Annotated in this window: 12 protein-coding genes; 5 read left to right on the forward strand and 7 right to left on the reverse strand. The window is 73.0% G+C overall.

The genetic code is table 11. The features are described from left to right. Both HD594_RS13080 and HD594_RS13085 read right to left on the reverse strand, forming a co-directional pair. A complete protein-coding gene (locus tag HD594_RS13080) occupies nucleotides 1-2919 on the reverse strand; it encodes a UPF0182 family membrane protein (RefSeq protein ID WP_184751368.1) in 2919 nt (972 codons plus the stop codon). Between the two features lie 66 nt (nucleotides 2920-2985). Beyond that, nucleotides 2986-4110 carry a YlbL family protein gene (locus HD594_RS13085; RefSeq protein ID WP_184751369.1) on the reverse strand — a complete coding sequence of 375 codons (1125 nt, stop codon included), beginning with the start codon at nucleotides 4108-4110 and terminating at the stop codon, nucleotides 2986-2988. Between the two features lie 123 nt (nucleotides 4111-4233). On the opposite strand from HD594_RS13085, the gene HD594_RS13090 reads away from it, so the two are divergent. After that, nucleotides 4234-5631, forward strand: coding sequence for a zinc-dependent metalloprotease (locus HD594_RS13090; RefSeq protein ID WP_184751370.1), 1398 nt, complete (start codon nucleotides 4234-4236; stop codon nucleotides 5629-5631). Between the two features lie 778 nt (nucleotides 5632-6409). On the opposite strand, the gene HD594_RS13095 is transcribed toward HD594_RS13090, so the two are convergent. Both HD594_RS13095 and nudC read right to left on the reverse strand, forming a co-directional pair. Then, nucleotides 6410-8176 (reverse strand): ATP-dependent helicase, encoded by a 1767-nt coding sequence (locus HD594_RS13095; protein ID WP_184751371.1) that lies wholly within the window; start codon nucleotides 8174-8176, stop codon nucleotides 6410-6412. After that, on the reverse strand, nucleotides 8173-9069 hold the full coding sequence (gene nudC, locus HD594_RS13100; RefSeq protein WP_184751372.1) for an NAD(+) diphosphatase: 897 nt from the start codon (nucleotides 9067-9069) through the stop codon (nucleotides 8173-8175). The genes HD594_RS13095 and nudC overlap by 4 nt, the downstream gene beginning before the upstream one ends. A 96-nt stretch (nucleotides 9070-9165) precedes the next feature. On the opposite strand from nudC, the gene HD594_RS13105 reads away from it, so the two are divergent. Next, complete coding sequence (locus HD594_RS13105) at nucleotides 9166-10488, forward strand: phosphotransferase (RefSeq protein WP_184751373.1); 1323 nt, start codon at nucleotides 9166-9168, stop codon at nucleotides 10486-10488. Here HD594_RS13105 and HD594_RS13110 read toward each other — a convergent pair. Both HD594_RS13110 and HD594_RS13115 read right to left on the reverse strand, forming a co-directional pair. Next, nucleotides 10410-13829, reverse strand: a complete 3420-nt coding sequence (locus HD594_RS13110; RefSeq protein ID WP_184751374.1) for an ATP-dependent DNA helicase — start codon at nucleotides 13827-13829, stop codon at nucleotides 10410-10412. The genes HD594_RS13105 and HD594_RS13110 overlap by 79 nt on opposite strands. After that, nucleotides 13826-17038 (reverse strand): ATP-dependent DNA helicase, encoded by a 3213-nt coding sequence (locus tag HD594_RS13115; RefSeq protein WP_184751375.1) that lies wholly within the window; start codon nucleotides 17036-17038, stop codon nucleotides 13826-13828. Before HD594_RS13115 ends, HD594_RS13110 begins: the two co-directional genes overlap by 4 nt. Nucleotides 17039-17179: 141 nt before the next feature. Here HD594_RS13115 and HD594_RS17505 point away from each other — a divergent pair, with 141 nt between their 5' ends. Together HD594_RS17505 and HD594_RS13125 are read left to right on the forward strand one after the other, a co-directional pair. Beyond that, nucleotides 17180-17404, forward strand: a complete 225-nt coding sequence (locus HD594_RS17505; RefSeq protein WP_184751376.1) for a DUF3107 domain-containing protein — start codon at nucleotides 17180-17182, stop codon at nucleotides 17402-17404. Between the two features lie 10 nt (nucleotides 17405-17414). After that, nucleotides 17415-17705: a hypothetical protein gene (locus HD594_RS13125; RefSeq protein WP_184751377.1), complete on the forward strand. Its 291-nt coding sequence runs from the start codon at nucleotides 17415-17417 to the stop codon at nucleotides 17703-17705. Nucleotides 17706-17712: 7 nt separating this feature from the next. On the opposite strand, the gene HD594_RS13130 is transcribed toward HD594_RS13125, so the two are convergent. After that, nucleotides 17713-18429 carry a ferritin-like fold-containing protein gene (locus HD594_RS13130; RefSeq protein ID WP_184751378.1) on the reverse strand — a complete coding sequence of 239 codons (717 nt, stop codon included), beginning with the start codon at nucleotides 18427-18429 and terminating at the stop codon, nucleotides 17713-17715. A 130-nt stretch (nucleotides 18430-18559) separates the two neighbouring features. Here HD594_RS13130 and HD594_RS13135 point away from each other — a divergent pair, with 130 nt between their 5' ends. After that, entirely contained in the window at nucleotides 18560-20047 is a 1488-nt protein-coding gene (locus HD594_RS13135) for a DEAD/DEAH box helicase (RefSeq protein WP_184751379.1), read from the forward strand. Nucleotides 20048-20067 lie beyond the last annotated feature (20 nt).

The raw sequence follows: 20067 nt of genomic DNA on the forward strand, positions 1-20067 counted from the left end.
TCAGCCCCCGAGCTCGATGAGCTTCTCGACGGCGGCGGTCAGTCGCTCGTCGGCCTCGCCGTAGGCGGTCCAGTCGCCCTCCGCGAGAGCCGCGTCGCGATCGAGCATCGCCTGACGGGCGTCCTCGAGGGCCGCCTGGTACTCGTCGGTGGGCTCCGTCGGCTCGCTCGGCGTCGGGGTCGGCGTCGGGGTCGCGCCGGGCGTGGGGGTCGCGTCGGGGGTCGGCGAGAGCCCCTCGTCCCCGGTCGTCGCGCCCGACTCGCCGCCGAACAGCGCGTTCAGCGCTTCGTCGAGGGTGTCCTCGAAGGCGATCTCGTCGCCGAACGCGACCAGGACCTTGCGGATCGTCGGCAGCTGCGTACCCTGCGACGCCTGCACGAACACCGGCTGCACATAGAGCAGACCGCCTCCGACCGGGAGCGTCAGCAGGTTGCCGTTGAGCACCTCGGACTGGCCCTGCTGGAGGATGTTGATCTGCGACGAGACCGCTGTGTCGGAGTCGAAGCGGTTCTGCACCTGGCCGGGCCCGGGCACGGTCGTCTCGGCCGAGATCTCGAGCAGGCGCAGCTTGCCGTAGTCGTCGTTCTTCTCCCCCGCCGTGTCGCCCGCGTTCGCGTCGACGGCGAGATACCCCATCAGCACGTTGCGGCTGGCGGTGCCCGCCTCGGAGGACGGGATGAAGGTCGTGAACATCGAGTAGCTGGGGTCGTCCTGACCGGGCATCTGCATCGTCAGGTAGTACGGCGGCTGCAGGCGCGCATCGGTCTGCGGGTCGTTCGGCGTCGCCCACGCGTTGTCGCGCTGGAAGAACGCACGGGCGTCGTCGACGTGGTAGACGCCGAGCAGCGCGCGCTGGATCTTGAACAGGTCCGTCGGGTAGCGCACATGCGCCATGAGATCGGCCGACATGTCGCTGACCGACTTGAGCGTCGACGGGTACACCTTCTGCCACGCCTCGAGCAGCGGGTCCTCGTCGTCCCACGCGTACAGCGTGACCGAGCCGTCGTAGGCGTCGACCGTCGCCTTGATCGAGTTGCGGACGTAGTTGATGTCGTCCAGCGCGAACCGCGGAGCGGTGTTGTTGGAGTCCTCGATCGCCTGCTGCAGGCTGACCGTGGTCGAGTACGGGTAGTTGGCGCTGAGCGTGTAGCCGTCCACGATCCACACGATGCGCCCGTCGACCACGCTGGGGTAGGGATCGCTGTCGAGCGTGAGGTAGGGCGCGACCTTCTGCACGCGCAGGCTCGGGTCGCGGTCGTACAGGATCTGCGAGTCCTCGTTGACCGAGTCCGAGAAGAGGATCTGCTCGGACTGGAACTTCAGGGCGTACAGCAGGCGGTTGAAGATGCCGCCCAGGCTCGGTCCGCCGTCGCCGTCGAAGGTCGTCCGTGTCTCGTTCTCCGAGCCCTCGGTGCCGGACGGGTAGTCCAGCTCGATCGGGTCGGTCCCCTCGGGCGCTCCGACGATGGAGTACTCCGGCGAGTACTCGCCGAAGTAGACGCGCGGCTGGAAGTCCTCCATGTCCGACAGGAAGCCGGCGGCGGGGATGCCGCGCTCGAGGAAGACCGGGTTGCCGTCGTCCGTGCGCTCGTTGCCCGCCGCGGCGACGATGCCGTAGCCGTGCGTGTAGACCAGGACGTTGTTCTGCCAGTTGGAGGCCGCGCCCAGCTGGTCGGTGTTCAGCTCGCGGACCGACACGATCGTGTCCTGCGACTGGCCGTCGATCTCGTAGCGGTCGACGTCGAGCGGGTCCTGGAACTGGTAGTAGGCGCGGTACTGCTCGAGCTGCCGCACCGTCGGGCCGATGATCGCGGGGTCCATGATGCGGATGGACGCCGTCGTCTCGGCATCCTCGCGCAGCTGCCCCGCCTCGGTCGTGACCTCGGCGGTGTAGTCGATCTTCTCGAGATCGTCGATGCCGTACGCGGCCTTGGTCATCTCGAGGTTGCGTTCGTAGTACTCGCTCTCGAGCGACAGCTGGTTCGGCTGCACCTGGAACGTGCGGACCACCCACGGATAGCCGACGCCCACGACGATCGCCGAGACGATCAGCAGCGCCGTCGCGATGAGGGGGTAGCGCCAGCGGCCGATGATCGCCGTGACGAAGAACAGGATCGCGACCACGGCCGCGATGACCGCGAGCACCGTCTGACCGGGGATGACGGCGTTGGCCTCGGTGTAGCCCGGGCCGGTGATGCGGCCCATGCCGCCCGGCTCGATGAGCGTGCGGTAGCGGTCGAGCCAGATGCTCGCACCCTGCACGAGCAGGTACAGGCCGGCGAGGACGGCGAGCTGGATGCGCGCGGACTTCGAGATCCGCAGCTCTCGCTGGCCGATCCGGACGGCGCCGTAGAGGTACGCCACCGCCGCGGTGACCAGCAGGCACACCAGCAGGACGGCTGAGATGAACCCCACCAGCGACGTGTAGAAGGGCAGCGCGAACAGGTAGAAGCCGGTGTCGAGTCCGAACTCGGGATCGGTCTGGCTGGTCGCGACGCCGTTGAACCACAGCCACGTGGTCTCCCACTGCGCCGACGTGGCGAAGCCGGCGAAGAACCCGAAGAAGACCGGGATGCCCCACATCGCCAGGCGCCGCAGCGGCTCGACGACCTCCTGGTAGCGGTCGAGTTGCGAGCTCAGCCGGGCGTATACGGGACGCAGGCGGTAGGCGAGCTGGATCGCGAGCCACACCGGCACCGCCATCCCGAGGAAGCCGACGACGAACATCACCACGCGAGCGACCCACTGCGTCATGAGCACCGACTCGAAGCCGAGCTGCGCGTACCACAGCCAGTCCGTGTACAGGTTCGCGAAGATGAAGAACGCCACCACGAGGGCGGCGATCACCGCGAGCGATATCGCGATGACGCGTCGGGATCGGGAAGGTGTGGCCGCATTCGGCGCCGAGGTCGTGGTCACGCCTTCCATCCTAGGCGGCGTCCGGTGCGCGGCTCCGTGCCCGCCTGGGAAGTAACCCGGACGTTATCAGCCCGCGGTGCAGGTGGGCAGCGCCGAGAGGTCTCCGTCGTCCGTGATCGCCTCGAGGACGCTCAGGGCGTCCTCGAGGGTCTCGACCGAGAACACCTGCAGATCGCCCGGGACGTGGCCGACGACCTCGTCGCAGTTCGCCTCGGGGGCCAGGAACCAGTCCGCACCCGAGTCGAGCGCGCCCCACATCTTCTGACGGATGCCGCCGATGGCGCCGACGACCCCGTCGCCGGTGATCGTGCCGGTGCCGGCGACCTGCTCGCCGCCGTTGAGTTCGCCGGGCGTCAGCACGTCCATGATGCCCAGGGCGAACATCATGCCGGCGCTGGGTCCTCCGACGTTGTCGAGCTGGATGGTGACGTCGAACGGGAACTCGTAGTCGGTGATGAGCGAGATGCCCAGCAGCAGCGTCGTCTCGCCGTCGACCTCGGTCACCTGAGGCGTGACCGACACGTCCATCTGCTCGCCGTCGCGGACGATGGTCAGCTCGATCGCGGCGCCCCCGCCGTCGTTGACGATGCCGCGGAGGGTGTCGACGTCCATGATCTCGGTGCCGTTCGCGGCCACGATGACGTCGCCCTCCTCGAGGATGCCCTCGGACGCGGAGTCGGTCACGAACGAGAAGACGCTGAACTCGGGCTGCACCTCGTAGCCCAGCTCCGACAGCGCCGCCGCCGTCGCCTCCTTCTGCGAGTCGACCATGAGCGCGGCGCTCTGCTCGGTGCGCTCATCGCTGGTCTGCCCGTCGGGGAAGATCGACGTCAGCGGGACGACGGCCCTGCTCGGGTCGAACCAGGCCGTGGCCAGCTCGAACCACGACGGCGTGCGCTCGCGATTGCCGACGACCTGCACCGTCAGGAGGTCCAGCGACCCTTCGGTCGGGTACGTCTCGGCGCCGTCGACCGAGATGAGCGGCACATCCGTGCCGTCGGACGCGCGCGCGGTGCCGAGCGTGTTGTAGACCGGCCCGGGCTGCTCGATCACGTACGAGGTCGGGAGGAACGTCAGCACGACCAGCACCACGAGCGCGACGGCGAGCGCCCACGTGCCGGCCACCGCCCCCCGCGACAGTCGGCGCTCGGGCGCCGGCGAAGGGACGGGATTCTCGTCGAACAGCGCCACGGGTACCTTTCTGGCGGGTCGTTCGCGACCGGCGTACGGGAATCGGGTGCCACCCGGGCGGTGCGAGGATCTTCGCGACTAGCGTAGAACGAGACGCCCCGACCCGGCTGAAAGGCGGCTGAAGTGGCTGACGAGGACCGCACCCCCGAAGAGGAGTTCCAGGAGCTCCTGCGCAATCTGCTCGGCGGCGGCGCGGGCGAGCTGGACCCCGAGCAGCTGTCGCAGCTGTCGGGCATGCAGATCGACCCGGCCATGATGCAGCAGGTGATGCGCCATCTGCAGGGCGCGTTCGCGGCCGGCGACGAGGGCATCTCGTGGGACATGGCCAAGACGCAGGCGCTGCACATCGCCAACCAGGACGGCCTCGGCGTCACGAGCGGTCAGCGCACCGACGTCGACCAGGCGTTCTCGCTGGCCAACCTGTGGCTGAGCGAGGCGACCGGCATCTCGCAGCTCTCCTCGCCGCCCGCGCCGATCACGCGCGGCGGCTGGGTGGAGGCGACGCTGCCGGTGTGGCAGGAACTGGCCGACCCGGTCGCCAACAGCATCGCCGACGCCCTCACCGAGACCCTCTCGGCGCAGACGCCGGCCGAGATGCAGGGCCTGCTCCAGGGCGCCGGACGCCTCATGCGCACGGTCGGCGGGTCCCTGTTCGCCACGCAGCTCGGCCACGTCGTGGGCGAGCTGTCGAAGGAGGTCGTCTCCGGCGGCGACGTCGGCATCCCGCTCATGCCCGACGGGCAGGCCGCCGTGCTGCCGCAGAACTTCGCCACGCTCGGCGCCGAGCTCGAGATCCCCGACGACCAGCTCGCGCTGTACATCGCCACGCGCGAGCTCGCCCATGCCCGGCTGTTCCGCCACGCCCGCTGGCTGCGGCTGCACGTCATCTCGCAGGTGACCGACTTCGCCCGGGGGATCCACGTCGACACCGACGCGCTGGAGGACCTCGCCACGCGCTTCGATCCGTCCGAGCCCGAGGAGCTTCGCCGCGCCATCGAGAGCGGCGAGCTGCTGCCGACCCGTTCGGATGCGCAGAACGCCGCGCTCGAACGCCTGGAGAACCTGCTGGCCACGATCGAGGGCTGGGTCGACGTCGTCACCGCCGACGCGACCGCCCGCATCCCGTCCGCGGAGCGCATCGCCGAGATGGTGCGCCGTCGCCGGGCCGTCGGAGGTCCCGCCGAGCGTGCGCTCGGCTCGCTGGTCGGACTCGAGCTGAGACCGCGCCGCATGCGCGAGGCGGCGGCGATGTGGCGCGCGGTGACCGATGCCGTCGGCGTCGCCGCACGCGACGCGCTGTGGGACTACCCGGACCTCATGCCGGGAGCCGACGACATCGACGACCCCTCGGCGCTGGTCGCCCGGCTCGAGGCTCGCGCCCGCGGCGACGAGCCCGTGCCGGACGAGTTCGACGACGCGCTGGCGCGACTGCTCGCGGGCGAGGACCCCTCGGCCGGCGGCGACGCCCCGGGAGAGTCCGACGAGCCCGACGACCATCCGGACGACCACCGGCCCGTCTGAGCACCGTCGTCTCCTCCCCAACGCGGAGGAGGACGGTCTGCCCGCGGACGCCCTGTGGACAGCGGTCCGACGAGGGCGCCGTCGAGCAGGATCTTCGGCATGCACCTGGATCCGGCCCACCCGCCGCTGTGGCGCTCGCCCGACGTCCTGCAGTTCGGCGAGGATGCGCGCGTCGTCCTGGCGGCGCCACAGCCGTGGCAGGAGCGCGTCATCGCCGCACTCGAGTCGGGCGCGACCGATTCGGACGTCGCCCGCATCGCGGCGGGCTTCGGCGTCGACGCGACCGCGGCCGGCGCCTTCCTCGCCGAGCTTCGCCCCGTGCTCGAACGCGAGCCCGCCGCGCCGCGGCTGCCCCTCGCGGTGCTCGACCAGATGCGCCTCACGGACGCCGCAGGCGACATGCTCGTCCAGGCGCTCGCGGACGGCGGCTGGACGACCGTCGATCCGCAGCGTCCCGCCGGCGTCGCCCTCGACGGACTCCCCGTCGTCGTCATCGCCGCCCGCGTGGTCGATCCGCGCCTGGTGTCGCATCTGATGGCCGCCGACCTCGTCCATGTGCCGGTCGTGGTCGGCGAGCGCCACGTCGAGGTCGGCCCGGTCGTCACCCCCGGACGCACCGCGTGCCTGGCGTGCGTGTGGACGCGGCGACGCGACGCCGACCCCGCCTGGCCCGCCGTGGCCGCCCAGCTGATGGGCCGGTCGGCCCCGCCCCTGGCCCCGTCGCGCGCGGCCGAGGCGGGCGCCGTCGCCGCGCGGCTGCTGCGCGACGCCCTCGTCGTCAGCGGACGCGCGCGGACGCGCTCGCTGACCCTCCACGCCGGGTCGCTGCACCGCCGGACCCGCTGGCACCGACCGCACGCAGCGTGCGGGTGCCGATCTCTCGAAGGAATCGCGACGGCTGACGATCTCGCGGACCCCGAGCCCACGTCAGCGACAGCGACCGGGCCGCCCGGGTGATCCCGACGTACAGCAGGCGCCGCTCCTCGTCCACCGCTTCGAAGGTCGTGGCGTAGGCGATCGGCAGCAGCCCCTCGGCGAGGCCCGCCACGTGCACGTGGTCCCACTCGAGGCCCTTGGCGGCGTGCAGGGTCGCGAGCGTCACGGTGCGCATCGCCGGTTCGTGCTGCGCCTTCGCCCGCGCCATCAGCTCGTCGGTGAACGTGCGCAGAGTCGACCCCGCCGGGGCCTCCTCGGCCAGGCGCAGGAGCGCGGCCCGGGCCTCCCAGGCGTCGCGCAGCGCTCCCCCGGCCTGCGGCGGCTCGTCCGTGAGACCCAGAGATCGCAGCACGTCGCGGACGGCGTCGACGAATGCCGACTGGAGCGGCGCGACGGATGCGCCGCGCAGCGCCATCACCGCCTGCCGCACCTCGGGCACATCGAAGAAGCGGCGACCTCCCAGCACGGTCGAGGCGATGCCCGCGCCGGCGAGGGCCCCCGCGATCTCGGCGGACTGCGCGTGCGCGCGGTACAGCACCGCGATCTGGCTCGGCTCGGCGCCCGAGCGGATCTGCGCGGCGACGGCGGCCGCGATCGCACGGGCCTCCGCCGCGTCGTCCGCGAAGGCGTTCACCGTGGGCCGGTCGGCATCCGCCGGCGCGTCGGCGTCGGCCTCCGCGGCCGGCCGGGCGACGAGATGGAGCGCACCGGGTCGATCGCGCATCAGCTCGTTCGCGACGTCGAGGATCGGCGCGTCCGAACGGTAGCTCGTCTCCAGCCGCACGACACGCGCGTCCTCGTACCGCCGGGCGAAGTCGAGCAGGAACCCCGCGTCGGCTCCCGCGAACGAGTAGATCGTCTGGCTCGCGTCGCCGACGACGCAGATGTCCCGGCGGTCGCCGACCCACAGATCCAGCAGCCGATGCTGCAGCGGCGAGACGTCCTGGAACTCGTCGACGGTGAAGTGACGGTACTGCTCGCGGACGGCGCGCGAGACCTTCGGCTCGGCCTCGAGCATGCCCGCGCACGCCAGCAGCACGTCCTCGAAGTCGATCTGCCGACGCTCGTCCTTGAGCCTCTCGTAGGCGCGCTGCAGGTCGGCCACGCGCTCGACCGGCATCCGTCCGACGCCCTGGGTGCGCTCGGCGGCATACTGCTCGATCGAGCGCATCGTCACTTTGCGCCACTCGATCTCGGACGCGACGTCGCGCAGCGTCGCGATGTCGGGATCGAGCCCGATGCCGTCGGCGGCGTGGGCGAGCACGCGCACCTTGTTGTCGACGAGCCGGGGCGCCGTGTCGCCGGCGACCGTCGGCCAGAAGTAGTTGAGCTGCGCGAGGGCGGCGGCGTGGAACGTGCGAGCGGCGACGCCCTCGACGCCGAGCGCGCGGAGGCGTCCGCGCATCTCGCCGGCCGCCTTCGACGTGAACGTCACCGCCATCACGCGGCCGGGCGAGAACGCCCCCGTGTCCACGCCGTGCGCGATGCGGTGCGTGATGACGCGCGTCTTGCCGGTGCCGGCGCCGGCGAGCACCGCGACGGGGCCGCGCAGAGCGGATGCCGCTTCGCGCTGGCGCTCGTCGAGACCGTCGAGGGGGCCGCCGGTCATGCCCGGCCCGCATGCCAGTCGGCGATCAGCCGGTGCGCGATCGAGGCGGGGCCCGGCAGGCCGACCGCGGGGTCGCCGCGCAGTCCCGCGCCGATCTCATCGCGCGTGAACCAGCGGACGTCGACGATCTCCTCGCCGTCGGGCCGAGCCGCCGCGTCGTCCCGGGCCTCGGCCAGGTAGCCGACCATGAGCGAACGCGGGTACGGCCACGGCTGCGAACCGCGGTAGTGCAGGCGGGTGAGGGCGACCCCGGCCTCCTCCTCGACCTCGCGGTGCACCGCCTGTTCGAGCGACTCCCCCGCCTCGACGAAGCCCGCGAAGCACGAGAAGCGGGTCCCCGCCCACATCGCGTTCGAGCCGAGCAGCAGCCGGTCGGGATCCACCGCGCTGGTAACGGCGACGATGACGGCCGGGTCGGTGCGCGGGAAGTGCTGGCGCCCGCACGAGGGGCAGCGCCGCGACCATCCCGCCTGGGCGACGAGCGCGCGCTCTCCGCACGCGGGGCAGAACGGCGCGTCGCGCAGCCAGCGGCCGAGCGAGACCGCCGTCACGAAGGCCGCGGCGTCCTCGGGTGCGAGTGCGGCGCCGACCGCGCGCAGTCCGGCCCAGTCCTCGTCCGCCGGCGCTTCCGACATCACCGCGGCCAGCAGCGCCGCTCCGTCGGCGGCGCGGCCGAGCAGCGCCCATTCGGCGTCCTCCGGAGCCTCGTCCGGCGCCCGCCACGCGAGTGCCCCCGAGTCCGAGATCGGCGCCTTGTCGCGCGCCACCACGAGCACCCGCGTCGACGGCTCGGACCGCAGCCGATCGAGCACGCCCGGCTCGTCGCGCTCGGCGGCGGATCGATCGAGCTCGGCTCGGGCGAGCGCCGGTGGCGCGCTCTCGGGCGACGGCATCGGGTCCCCTCTCGCGTGATCGGACGATTCCGGCGGTGCTCCGCAGACAGGGCGTGGCGCGACGGCGCACGCGCGCGCCCGACCTACCCTGAGCACATGGCACGCTCACCCCTCACTCTAGCCGCGGCAGTCACGTCGGCTCTCCCCCGCGTCGGGGTGGTCGGAGCCGGCGCACTCACCGAGGGGGCGACCGGTCGCTACGACTCCGCCCTCGCGCGTCTCGACGACGGGCGCACCGTCGTCGTCCGCACCCCCGCAGACCCGTCGGCCGGAGCCGAGCTCGTGGCGCAGGCCCGTGCGCTGCGCGCCCTGACGCCGGGTGTGCGGGGCCTGCTCCCCTTCCGCGCCCCGGAGCTGCTGGGCGAGACCGGCATGGCGGGCTCCCCCGCGATCGTCGTGGACTTCCTGCCGGGATACCGCGTGGATCCCGCGCATCTGCCGCCCGGGCGCGGTGCCGCTACATCGCTCGGGTCGGCGCTGGCCGCGCTGCACGCGCTGCCGCTGTCGATCGTCCGCGCCGAAGGCCTTCCCGCCCGCACCCCCGCACAGGTGCGGGGCGACGCGCTGCGCGTGGTGGACCGCGCCGCGGCGACGGGCGCGGTTCCCGCGCCGCTGCTCGCCCGCTGGCGCGGCGCTCTGGACGCCGAGGCGCTGTGGCGGTTCGAGTCGACCATCGTGCTCGGCGGCGCCGGCGCCGCATCCTTCCTGTTCGAGGACATCGACGGCGTGCCGCACGTGACCGGTCTGCTCGACTGGCACGGGCTGTCGGCGGGCGACCCCGCCGCCGACCTGGAGTGGCTCGCATCGGCGCCCGAGGCCGCGCGCGATGTGTTCGACGCCTACGCCGCGCACAGCGACCGCGCGCCCGACGCGCACGTGCGCGACCGGTCGCGCCTGTACGCCGAACTCGAGTTCGCGAAGTGGCTCGTGCACGGTCACGACGCGGGCCGAGACGACATCGTCGCCGACGCGCGCGAGCTGCTGACGACGCTCGCCGAGGGCGTGCGCGGGCAGTCGCTGGTCGTGGACACCGCCGTGGACGTCGACGATGCCATCGCGATGATCGGCCAGGTCCCCGGAAGCTCGGCGCCGAGCGTCGACACCTCGATGCACACCGACGCGTACGACATGGCCGAGCTGGCCCTGTGGATGAACGTCGATCACTCCGACGACGACGAGTCCGCCCACCGCGCCGACCCCGCCATCACCGACGCCGACACCCAGCCCGTGGCGCCGCTCGTGGAGCTGCCGGTCGCGGCCGCCGCGTCGGCGCCGGCATCCGCCCCACGCATCGAGGACGTCTCGACGGCTCCCATCGACATCGGCGCGTACGCCGACGATCACGCCGAGGCCGAGCTCGAGACCGAGCGGGCCTCGCGCGCCGCGTTCCAGCGCTGGACGAGCTCCGCCTCGGAGTAGACCCGGTCCGAGCGGATGACGAGGTCGTCCGCGACGTAGTAGAGAGTCACGTCGATCTGCGACAGCGGGACGCCGTGGCGCTTGTGGTACGCGACGCGATACAGCGCCAGCTGCAGCATCCGCTCGTCGCGCTCGTCCTCGTCGGCGGGCGGCCGGCCGGTCTTCCAGTCCACGATCTCGATGCGCCCGCCCCGGTCGTCGCGCCGGTAGACGGCGTCGAGCTTGCAGATGACATTGACCAGACCCTCGGCGCCCGCGAGGGTGACGTCGATCTCGGTCTCGACCTCGATGGGCTGCAGCGAAGCCCATTCCGACGCGAGGAAGGTGTCGGTCAGCGCGCCCAGCTGAGCCGCGTCCGCGAGCGACGCCTCGCTCGCCGGCTCGTCGTCGACTTCCCACAGTCCGTCGTCGAGCGACGTGCCGCGTCCGGCGAGCCCGGAACGCTGCTCCACCCACGCGTGGAAGAGCGTGCCGATGCGCGTCTGGCGGTAGGGACGCTCGGGCACCGGCCGCACGATCGACGAGACGGTGCCGTCGAAGTCCTCGACGAAGTCCTTGAAGCGCGATGCCGCCACACGCGCGGGCGGCTCGGCGACCCGCGGCGCCACCCGTGCGGCCCGCTCGCGCAGCAGGCGGTCGAGTTCATCGGAGGCGGCGGCGCGGGGTCGCTCCAGCGCGCGGCGCACCTCGTCGGCGGCGGCGCGGACTCGGTCGCCGCGTTCGCCCAGCGGATCGAGCGGCCACTGCAGGGTCGCGCCCTGCCGGCCCTCGTACGGGTTCTCGTCGTCGTCGGGCTCCTCAATCGGCTCGAGCTCCAGTGCGGCGATGATCTCGGCCAGGTAGGGGCTGGGCCCCCGCGCCTGGAGCTGGCCGCCCCACCGCGAACCGGTGAGCAGCAGGTCTTCGCGCGCGCGGGTGACGGCGACGTACGCCAGCCGGCGCTCCTCGGACTCCTGGTGCGCGCGCCCCGCGCCCTTGAAGTCCCGGATCGCCCGCTGGAGGGCGGTGCGGTTGCCGGCGGTCCCGGGATCCCAGTCGAAGTGCGGCAGCGCGTCGACGTCGCCCCGGAACCGGTACGGGAGCACGCCGAACCCGAGCCAGCCCAGGGTCGAGCGCGGACGCTTGGGGAGCTCGTCCGTGACCATCCGCACCACCGCCACGGCGTCCCACTCGAGCCCCTTGGCGCCGTGGATGGTGAGCAGCTGCACGACTCCGGGCTCCGGCGGCTCGGGTCGCGGCATGAGCTCGTCGGTCTCCTCGGCGTGGTCCAGCCACGCCAGCAGGCTCCCGATCGAGCCGCGCTCGTCGGCGGCGAGGAATCCGCGGATCTCGTCGACGAACGAGCGCAGCTGCGCCGAGGCGAGACGCGCCGGCCCCCGGCTCTCGTTCGCCGCGAGCTCGACGTCCAGCCGCAGCTCGAGCTCGATCTGGCGGATGAGGTCGGGGATCGGCAGCGCCGTCGACGCGCGCAGTCGCTCGAAGACCGTCCCGGCCTCCTTGATGCGCCGTCGGCCTTCGTCGGTGAAGCCCGCGAGCAGCGCGTAGTCGGCGGGCAGGGCGCGCACGACGTCGACGGCGTCGATGATCGACACCTGCTCGTCGACGCCGACCGAGGTGCGCAGCCGCTGCACGAGCGCGTCCGGCAGGCGCGCGAACGACGCGTCGCGCTGCGCGAGCGACCTGGCCAGCTCGTGGAGCGCGGCCATGTCGGCCACGCCCACCCCGAACCGCGGGCCGACGAGCAGACGGATCAGGCTCGATCCCTGCGACGGGTCGCTGAGCACACGCAGCGCGGCGACGACGTCCACGACCTCGGGCGTGGACAGGAGACCGCCGAGTCCGAGGATCCGGTGCGGGATGCCGCGGGCGGCGAGGGCGTCGGCGAACGTCGACATGTGCCGCTTGGCCCGGAAGAGGACGGCTCCGGAGTGGGGACGGTCGTGCGCGGCGTCGTGGGCATCGCGGGCCGCCGCGAACCAGTCCGCGACGGCGGCCGCCTCCTCCTCGATCGTCGGGGCGAACACGCGCTCCACGCGCCCGTCGCCGGCCCCCGGCCGCGCCGCGAGCGGCGGCACGTCTGCGTCGGCCGCCGCGATGACGGCGTTGGCGGCATCGAGGATCGCCTCATCGTTGCGCCAGCTGATCATGAGCGTGTAGCGCGCGCACGGCGACTCCTGCGCGAACGACCGGTCGAAGGTGCGCAGGTTGTCGGCGCTCGCCCCGCGCCAGCCGTAGATGGACTGGTGAGGGTCGCCGACGGCCATCACGGCGGTGTCGCGGAAGATGCCGCCCAGCAGCTCCGTCTGCAGCACCGACGTGTCCTGGTACTCGTCGAGCAGCACGACGCGGTACTGGTCGCGCAGGTCGCGGGCGACGTCGGGGGCCGTCTGCACGATCTCGAGCGCACCCGCGACCTGGTCGGCGAAGTCGAGGGCGCCGCGCGCGTGCTTGGCGCGGTCGTAGTCGCGCACGAGATCGGCGAGGATGCCGAGCCCGCCCATGGCCGCGTGCAGCTTCTCGATGTCGCCGGGCCCCGCGAGGTTCGGGTTGACCAGCGGAGCGACGGCCGCCTCGAGCTCGGCGCCGAACCGGGCGACCTCGTCGAGGTCGGCACGGTTGTCGAGCACTTCGCCCGCGAGCCGCTGGACGGCGTCGACCACGGTTCCGAACCGGTCCTCCCGCGTCGCCAGGCGCTCGTCGAGCGAGTCCACCACCACCCGGCGCGCGGTGAGCCACGAGCCGGACTGGCTCAGCAGCGCCGCCTCGGCATCACGGCCGATGCGTGCCGCGTGCTCGCGCACGATCGCGTCGGCGAACGCGTTGTACGTCGACACCCGCGCCCGCAGCAGCACGTCCTCGCCCACGGGAGCCGCCTGGTCGCCGGTGAGCGTGCCGTGCTCGCGCGCGAGGCGGTCGAGCTGCTCGCCGAGGGCCGCGCCGCGGCGCCGCTCCGGTTCGCCGCCGACGCGCTCCCACACGTCGGCGAGCGCCCCGGATGCCGCGAGCGACCCGATGAGCGGCACGAGCCCCCGCCGGGCGTACTCGTCGACCCGCGCGAGCCGCGCGCCGATGCGCTCCCCCAGTTCGCCGGCGGCCTTGCGCGTGAACGTCAGCCCGAGCACTTCGTCGCGGCGCACGTGCCCGTTCGCGACGAGCCACACCACGCGGCCGGCCATCGTCTCGGTCTTGCCGCTTCCCGCGCCGGCGATCACGAGCGCGGGCGTCGCCGGCGCCTCGATGACGGCGCGCTGGTCGGCCGTGGGCTCGGGGAGGCCGAGCGCCGCGGCGATGGCGGATGCCGACAGGCCTGCTCCGGCCGGCCATGCCCCGGAGGACGTCACGACGAGCTCACCGCCTTCACCGTGTGCAGACGGCACACCGCGAAGCGGTCGTCGGTGCAGTGGGCGTCGACGTTCGCGGTGAAGTCGGATGCGGCCATGCCGCGGGCGTTGACGCCGATGCGCCGCAGGAACGCCGCACGGGCCTCGTCGTCCATGGGCGGCTGATGGGCGATCCGGTAGTGGGTGCCCTTCAGGGTCTTCGACAGCACCAGCAGGCGCGCCCCGGCGTTCACGGCCCCGTCGACCCCCTCCACGAGACCCTCGGCCACCGCGAGCTGGTACGCGGCCAGCTGGGCGTCGTCGGCGACCTTGTCGGCCGACACGCGCGACTCCGACCGTCCGGTCTTCAGGTCGAGCACGACGACGCGCTGTGCGTCTCCCGCCCCCGTGACCGGCACGTCCTCGCCGCGCCCCGGCGGGTAGACCTCGACGCGGTCGATGGAGCCCGACAGCAGCGCGGCAGGTCCTTCGTCGTCGGCGTCGGCGGTCCGCACCGACGGCTCGCCTCCGCCGGGCAGATCGATCGCGAGCCGGAAGCGCGACTCGGCGCCGACCGCGACACCGCCCTCGGCGCCGACCCGGCGCAGGTACACGTGGAGCCGCTGCACGAGCACCTCGGCCCACGCACGCTCCTGCCGTTCGAGCCATTCCGCCTCGAACGGCAGTTCGCCCCAGCGATCGTCGACCGCCTCGCGCAGCGCGGTGAGCTCGCCGTCGGGCGCCGCCTCCATGGCGGCGTGGAGGATCGTGCCGAGCCCGGACGAGAACGAGCTGGTGTCGCCGCCGAGTGCGCGCACCGCCCAGTCGAGCGCGCATTTCTCGAAGCCTTCGAGGCGCGACGGCGAGATGCGCACGGGCGAGACGTCGAGGTCGTGCAGCGGCGCTGTACTCGAGGGCCCGGCGACGCCGAACCACTCGTCGGGATGCGCGCCGGGAACGCCCGCGTCGGCCAGCAGAGCCAGCTGCCGTGCGGCGTGAGCGCGCTCGGCCCCGTCCCGGGTCGACGTGAGGGTCCTCCGGTGCCGCGCCACCAGTCCGCGCAGCGTCAGCGGGTGGGATGCTGCGTCACCGGCATCCGCCACCGGGTCGGGCAGATAGGCGAACAGCGCGCTCGGGCCGAGGTCGTCGTCGTCGACCGCCGTCACGACCACGCGCGACCGCGCCCGCGACACCGCGCGCGCGAACAGTCGCAGCTCTTCGTGGAGTGCCGAGCGGCGCCGGTCGAGCACGGCCGGCTCGGGCACGGCCGCGCCGTCGCGCCAGGCGGCCGCCGCGTCGGCGAGCCGCCAGGCGTCCAGCAGCCCGCCGCGCAGCCGGGTGTTCGGCCACACGCCGTCCTGGACGCCCGCGAGGATCACCGCCTCGAATTCGGTGCCGAGGGCCGAGGCCGGGGTCAGCAGCGCGACGGTGCCCGACCGCTCGGGCGCGGTGAGCATGTCCTCGGGGACGTCGCTGTCGAGGATCTCGCGGATGAACCCCGCCGGCCCCTCCTCGGGCGCCCGCTCGACGGAGCGCTTGGCCGCGCCGAAGAGGGCGACGAGCGCGTCCAGCGAGCGGGTCGCCTCGTCCGCGCCCGCGCCGCCGGACTGCGTGCGGCGCAGCCATGTCTGCTCGAGTCCGGAGCGCTCCCACACGGTCCACAGCAGCTCGTGGATCGTCGCGCCCCGGCGGGCCTGGTGATGGACCTTCTCGAGCGCCGCCGCGAGGCGCCCGGCGCGCCGCGCCTCGGCGGAGTCGATGAGCGCGAGCCACGCGGGTTCGCGCATCGCCGCGGCCAGCAGCTCGCGCGCGGACCGGGTGCCCTCCTCTGCCAGTTCGGCGACGCGCAGCCGCGCGCGCAGGCGCCGCAGGCCAACCGCGTCGAGCCCGCCGAACGCCGTCAGCAGCGCGTCCGCGACGTCGTCGGGATCGCGCTCGTCGGCATCCGTCATGCCCAGCCGCACGATGCCGACGAGATCGCGCACCACCTCTTCGCGTCCGAGCGGCCGCGGCACGCTCGCGGCGCGGGTGGGGACCTCGCGCGCGGCCAGCTCGACGTCCAGCTGCGCCACCTGGCGCGTGTCGTGCGCGATGACGGCCATGTCGTCCCACGCGATCCCGTCCATCACATGCCAGGTGCGCAGCGTCCGCGCGATGCGGTCGACCTCCGCGAACGGCGAGTCGGCCACGATCGCCGTCACGGCGTCATCGTCTGTCACCGGCCCGGGCGCGCGCCGGTGGTCCACGCGGCCGCTCGCTCCGATCGACGCCGTCACCGACCGGGTCAGGCGCGTCAGGCCCGGTGCGGCGCGATGCGGGCCGTCCAGCACGTGGACGTCGGAGCCGAGGATGCGCACGAGCTGCTCGAACAGCTCGACGCTGGCCCCGCGGAACGCGCCCGAGGCGATGTCGGGGTCGCCGAACGCGAGGACGGCGATGCCGCGCTCGCGGGCGGCCTCCACCAGGGCGACGCCGCCGCGCGTGAGCTCCTGCGCGTCGTCGATCAGGAGCACCCGCAGGCGGGATGCCGGGCCGATGCGGGCGGCATCGGCGGTGGCGAGGAGCCCCGCCGCCTCGTGCACGAGCTGGGCGGGGTCGCGGTGGTCGGCGCGCATGCGCCCGAGCGTGTACGCGTACTCGGCGGCGAAGCCGGCGGCGGCCGCCCATGTCTCATGTGCCTGCGCCGTCGCGAGGGAGCCGAGGTCGGCGGGTGCGAGTCCGAGTTCGGCGCATTCGGCGAACAGCGCCCGCAGCTCCGACCGGAACGCGCGCGAGCGGCGCACCGCCGGCGACAGCGCAGCCGGCCAGCGGTCGGCTCCGTGCGCGGCATCCTCTTCATCGCCCGCGAGGAGCTCGGCGATGATGCGGTCCTGGTCGCCCGCGGTGAGCAGGAGCGGCGGTGCCGCATCGGCGGCGACAGCGGCCGCGCGCACGAGCTGGAACGCGAACGACGACGTCGACCGCGCGAGCGGCCCCGGAGTGGCGACGTCCAGTCCCGCGGCGAGCCGGTCGCGCAGCTCCGTCGCCGTCTGGCGCGTCGGGGTGAGCACGAGCAGCTCGTCGGGTTCGAGGCCGGCTTCGGTGAGCAGCCGCGCGACGCGGCGCACGAGCACCGTCGTCTTGCCCGTTCCGGGAGCGCCGAGCACGACGCCCGATGCCTCGGGATCGAGGTCGACCACCGACCGCTGGTCGGCATCCAGGCGGGCGGACGCATCGAACCGGCGGGACATCACCCCTCGACGGTAGCGCGGGCCGGCGACACGGCCGTTCGCCCACAGCGTGCGCCCCGGCGGCGGGTGCGCACCGGCCGTGTCGTAGAGTGGCCATGCGCCCGGGGCACCGGGTCGCGCACGCTCGAGAAAGGCAGTCACGTGGAGATCCGCATCGGCATCGCGAACACCGGCCGTGAGCTCAGCTTCGAGACGGACGAGCCCGCTGCCGCGGTGAAGAAGTCCGTCGCGGGCGCGCTCGACGCGGGAGCCACCCACCTGACCTTCGCCGACAACAAGGGCAACTCCTACATCGTCCCGACCACGGGTCTGGCCTACATCGAGCTCGGCACCGAGGAGTCGCGCCGCGTCGGCTTCGTCGCCTGACGGAGGCGGCATGCAGATCCTGCTCGCGTTCATCGCCGGCGCCGTGATCGGCATCGGCGTGCACTTCCACATCGGCGCGCGATCCACGCGCGGAGCGGCGCTGGCCCCCATGATCGGCGCGATCTCGGGCGGCGGCGCGTGGACGATCCTCACGTGGGCCGGCATCGGCATCGACACGCCGTGGCCGTGGCTGGCGGCGATCGTCGTGCCGCTGGCGGTGACCTATCCGGCGGTCATCGTGCTGTCGCGCGTGCGCACGGCCCGCGACGCCGCCGAGCGCGAGCGCCTCGGCATCGGCTGAGGACGCCTCAGGCGGCGAGGCCCATCGCGTCCATGCGACGCGAATGCGCCGACATCAGCTCGGTGAACACCGGCTCGACCTTCTCCTCGTCGGCCAGGTCGAGCTGCCGGGGACGGAGCGCGGCGCGCGCGATCAGGAGCGTGTCGCCGACCAGGCGCCTCCCCCACATCGCCAGCAGCGACTTCATCTCGACGTCCCCGTCGATCGCGGCGTGGATGAGGTCGACGATCGCCTCGCGGTCGGAGTCGACGCCGAGGATACGGGCGACGCGCCGGCCGGTGTCGCCGTAGCTCGACGCGAGAGCGAGGTAGAAGTCGTCGAGCATGCCCGCCGTGATGTGCACCGAGAGCATCGTCTCCTGCGGGCGCACGCCGTGCGTCTCGCGCCGGAAGTCGTCGAGGGGCTCCCGGAACGGCAGCATGAGCGCCGTCGGGTCGTCGCCGCGCTCGCGGATGAGCGCCACGAGCTCCTCGTGCTTGGTCAGCGCGGCCCCGGCGGCGCGCGACAGGGCCTCTTTGTCCTCGAGCTCGGGGGTCGCCGCGATCAGCTCGCTGAGGGTCTCGAAGAACCCCAGCTGCAGGTACGCCGCCTGTCCCAGGAACGTGTCGGCATCGGGTGCGAGCTCCTCGAAATCCACGCGCACGGCGTCGCCGAAGTCCCCCCGGGAGCGCAGCGTCATCGTGCGCTCGCCCGCCGAGCGCCGCTGCCAGAACCACCTCACCACGGGGTCTAGCCTATGGCCGGGTATCCTGGAATGTATCCCGGCGTCGGACCGGGACCCCGCGCCTGCGGCTGAAGAGGGCGTGGATCCATCTCGCGGCCACCGCCGCCCTCTCCCCGAACAGGTGCATATCGTGACGACCTTCGCCGACCTCGGCGTCGACCCGGACATCGTCGAGGCCCTCGCCTCGCGCGGAATCGTGGACGCGTTCCCCATCCAGGAGCAGACGATCCCGCTCGGCCTCCCCGGCCAGGACATCATCGGCCAGGCCAAGACCGGCACGGGCAAGACCTTCGGCTTCGGCATCCCCGTCGTCCAGCGCCTGGGCAAGGATCCCGAGCACGGCGTCAAGGCGCTGATCGTCGTCCCGACCCGCGAGCTCGCAGTGCAGGTCTACGAGGACATCGACATGCTCACCGAGAACCGCTCGACCAGCGTCGTCGCGATCTACGGCGGCAAGGCGTACGAGGGGCAGATCGAGCAGCTCAAGGCCGGCGCCCAGATCGTCGTCGGAACCCCCGGTCGCCTCATCGACCTGGCGAACCAGCGCCTGCTCGATCTCTCGAACGCCACCGAGGTCGTGCTCGACGAGGCCGACAAGATGCTCGACCTCGGGTTCCTGCCCGACATCGAGAAGATCTTCCAGAAGGTGCCGGCCGTCCGTCACACCCAGCTCTTCTCGGCGACGATGCCCGGCCCGATCGTGGCCCTCGCCCGTCGCTTCATGTCGAACCCCATCCACATGCGCGCGAACGACCCCGACGAGGGACTCACGCAGGCGAATATCAAGCACGTCGTCTACCGCGCCCACGCGCTCGACAAGGACGAGGTCATCGCCCGCATCCTTCAGGCCGACGGCCGGGGCAAGAGCGTGATCTTCACGCGCACCAAGCGCGCCGCGCAGAAGCTCGTCGACGAGCTGAGCGACCGCGGCTTCAACGCCGCCGCCGTCCACGGCGACATGAGCCAGGAGGCGCGCGAACGATCGATGGCGTCGTTCAAGGCCGGCAAGAAGGACGTGCTGATCGCGACCGACGTCGCCGCCCGCGGCATCGACGTCAACGACGTCACGCACGTGATCAACCACACCATCCCCGACGACGAGAAGACGTACCTGCACCGCGCGGGCCGCACCGGCCGCGCAGGCAAGACCGGCATCGCGGTGACCTTCGTCGACTGGGAGGACCTGCACAAGTGGGCCCTCATCAACCGCGCCCTCGAGTTCGGTCAGCCCGAGCCCGTCGAGACCTACTCGTCGAGCCCGCACCTCTACGCCGACCTCGACATCCCCGAGGGCACCAAGGGCCGCATCCGGACGGCGCCGAAGACCGAGTCGATCCCGACCAAGGGGCAGCCGTCGGGCAACGGCGACGGGTCCTCGTCGCAGCGCCGTCGCCGCCGCCGCCGTTCGGGGGCGTCGGGTCAGGGCGCGCAGGGCCCGGCGAAGAGCGCACCCGAGGTCCCGGCCGAGCACGGCGCTCCGGCACCGCAGAGCGCCGGCCCGGAAGGTGCGGGAACGCACGACGGCAGCGGCAAGGGACACCACGACGGCAACCCGTCGGCCCGCCGACGCCGCCGTCGTCGCGGTCCCCGCACGCCGGGCGCTCCCGCCGCCGGCTGACGCGCTAGGGTGAGCGACGG

Source organism: Microbacterium thalassium (genome assembly GCF_014208045.1).
Classification (GTDB): domain Bacteria; phylum Actinomycetota; class Actinomycetes; order Actinomycetales; family Microbacteriaceae; genus Microbacterium; species Microbacterium thalassium.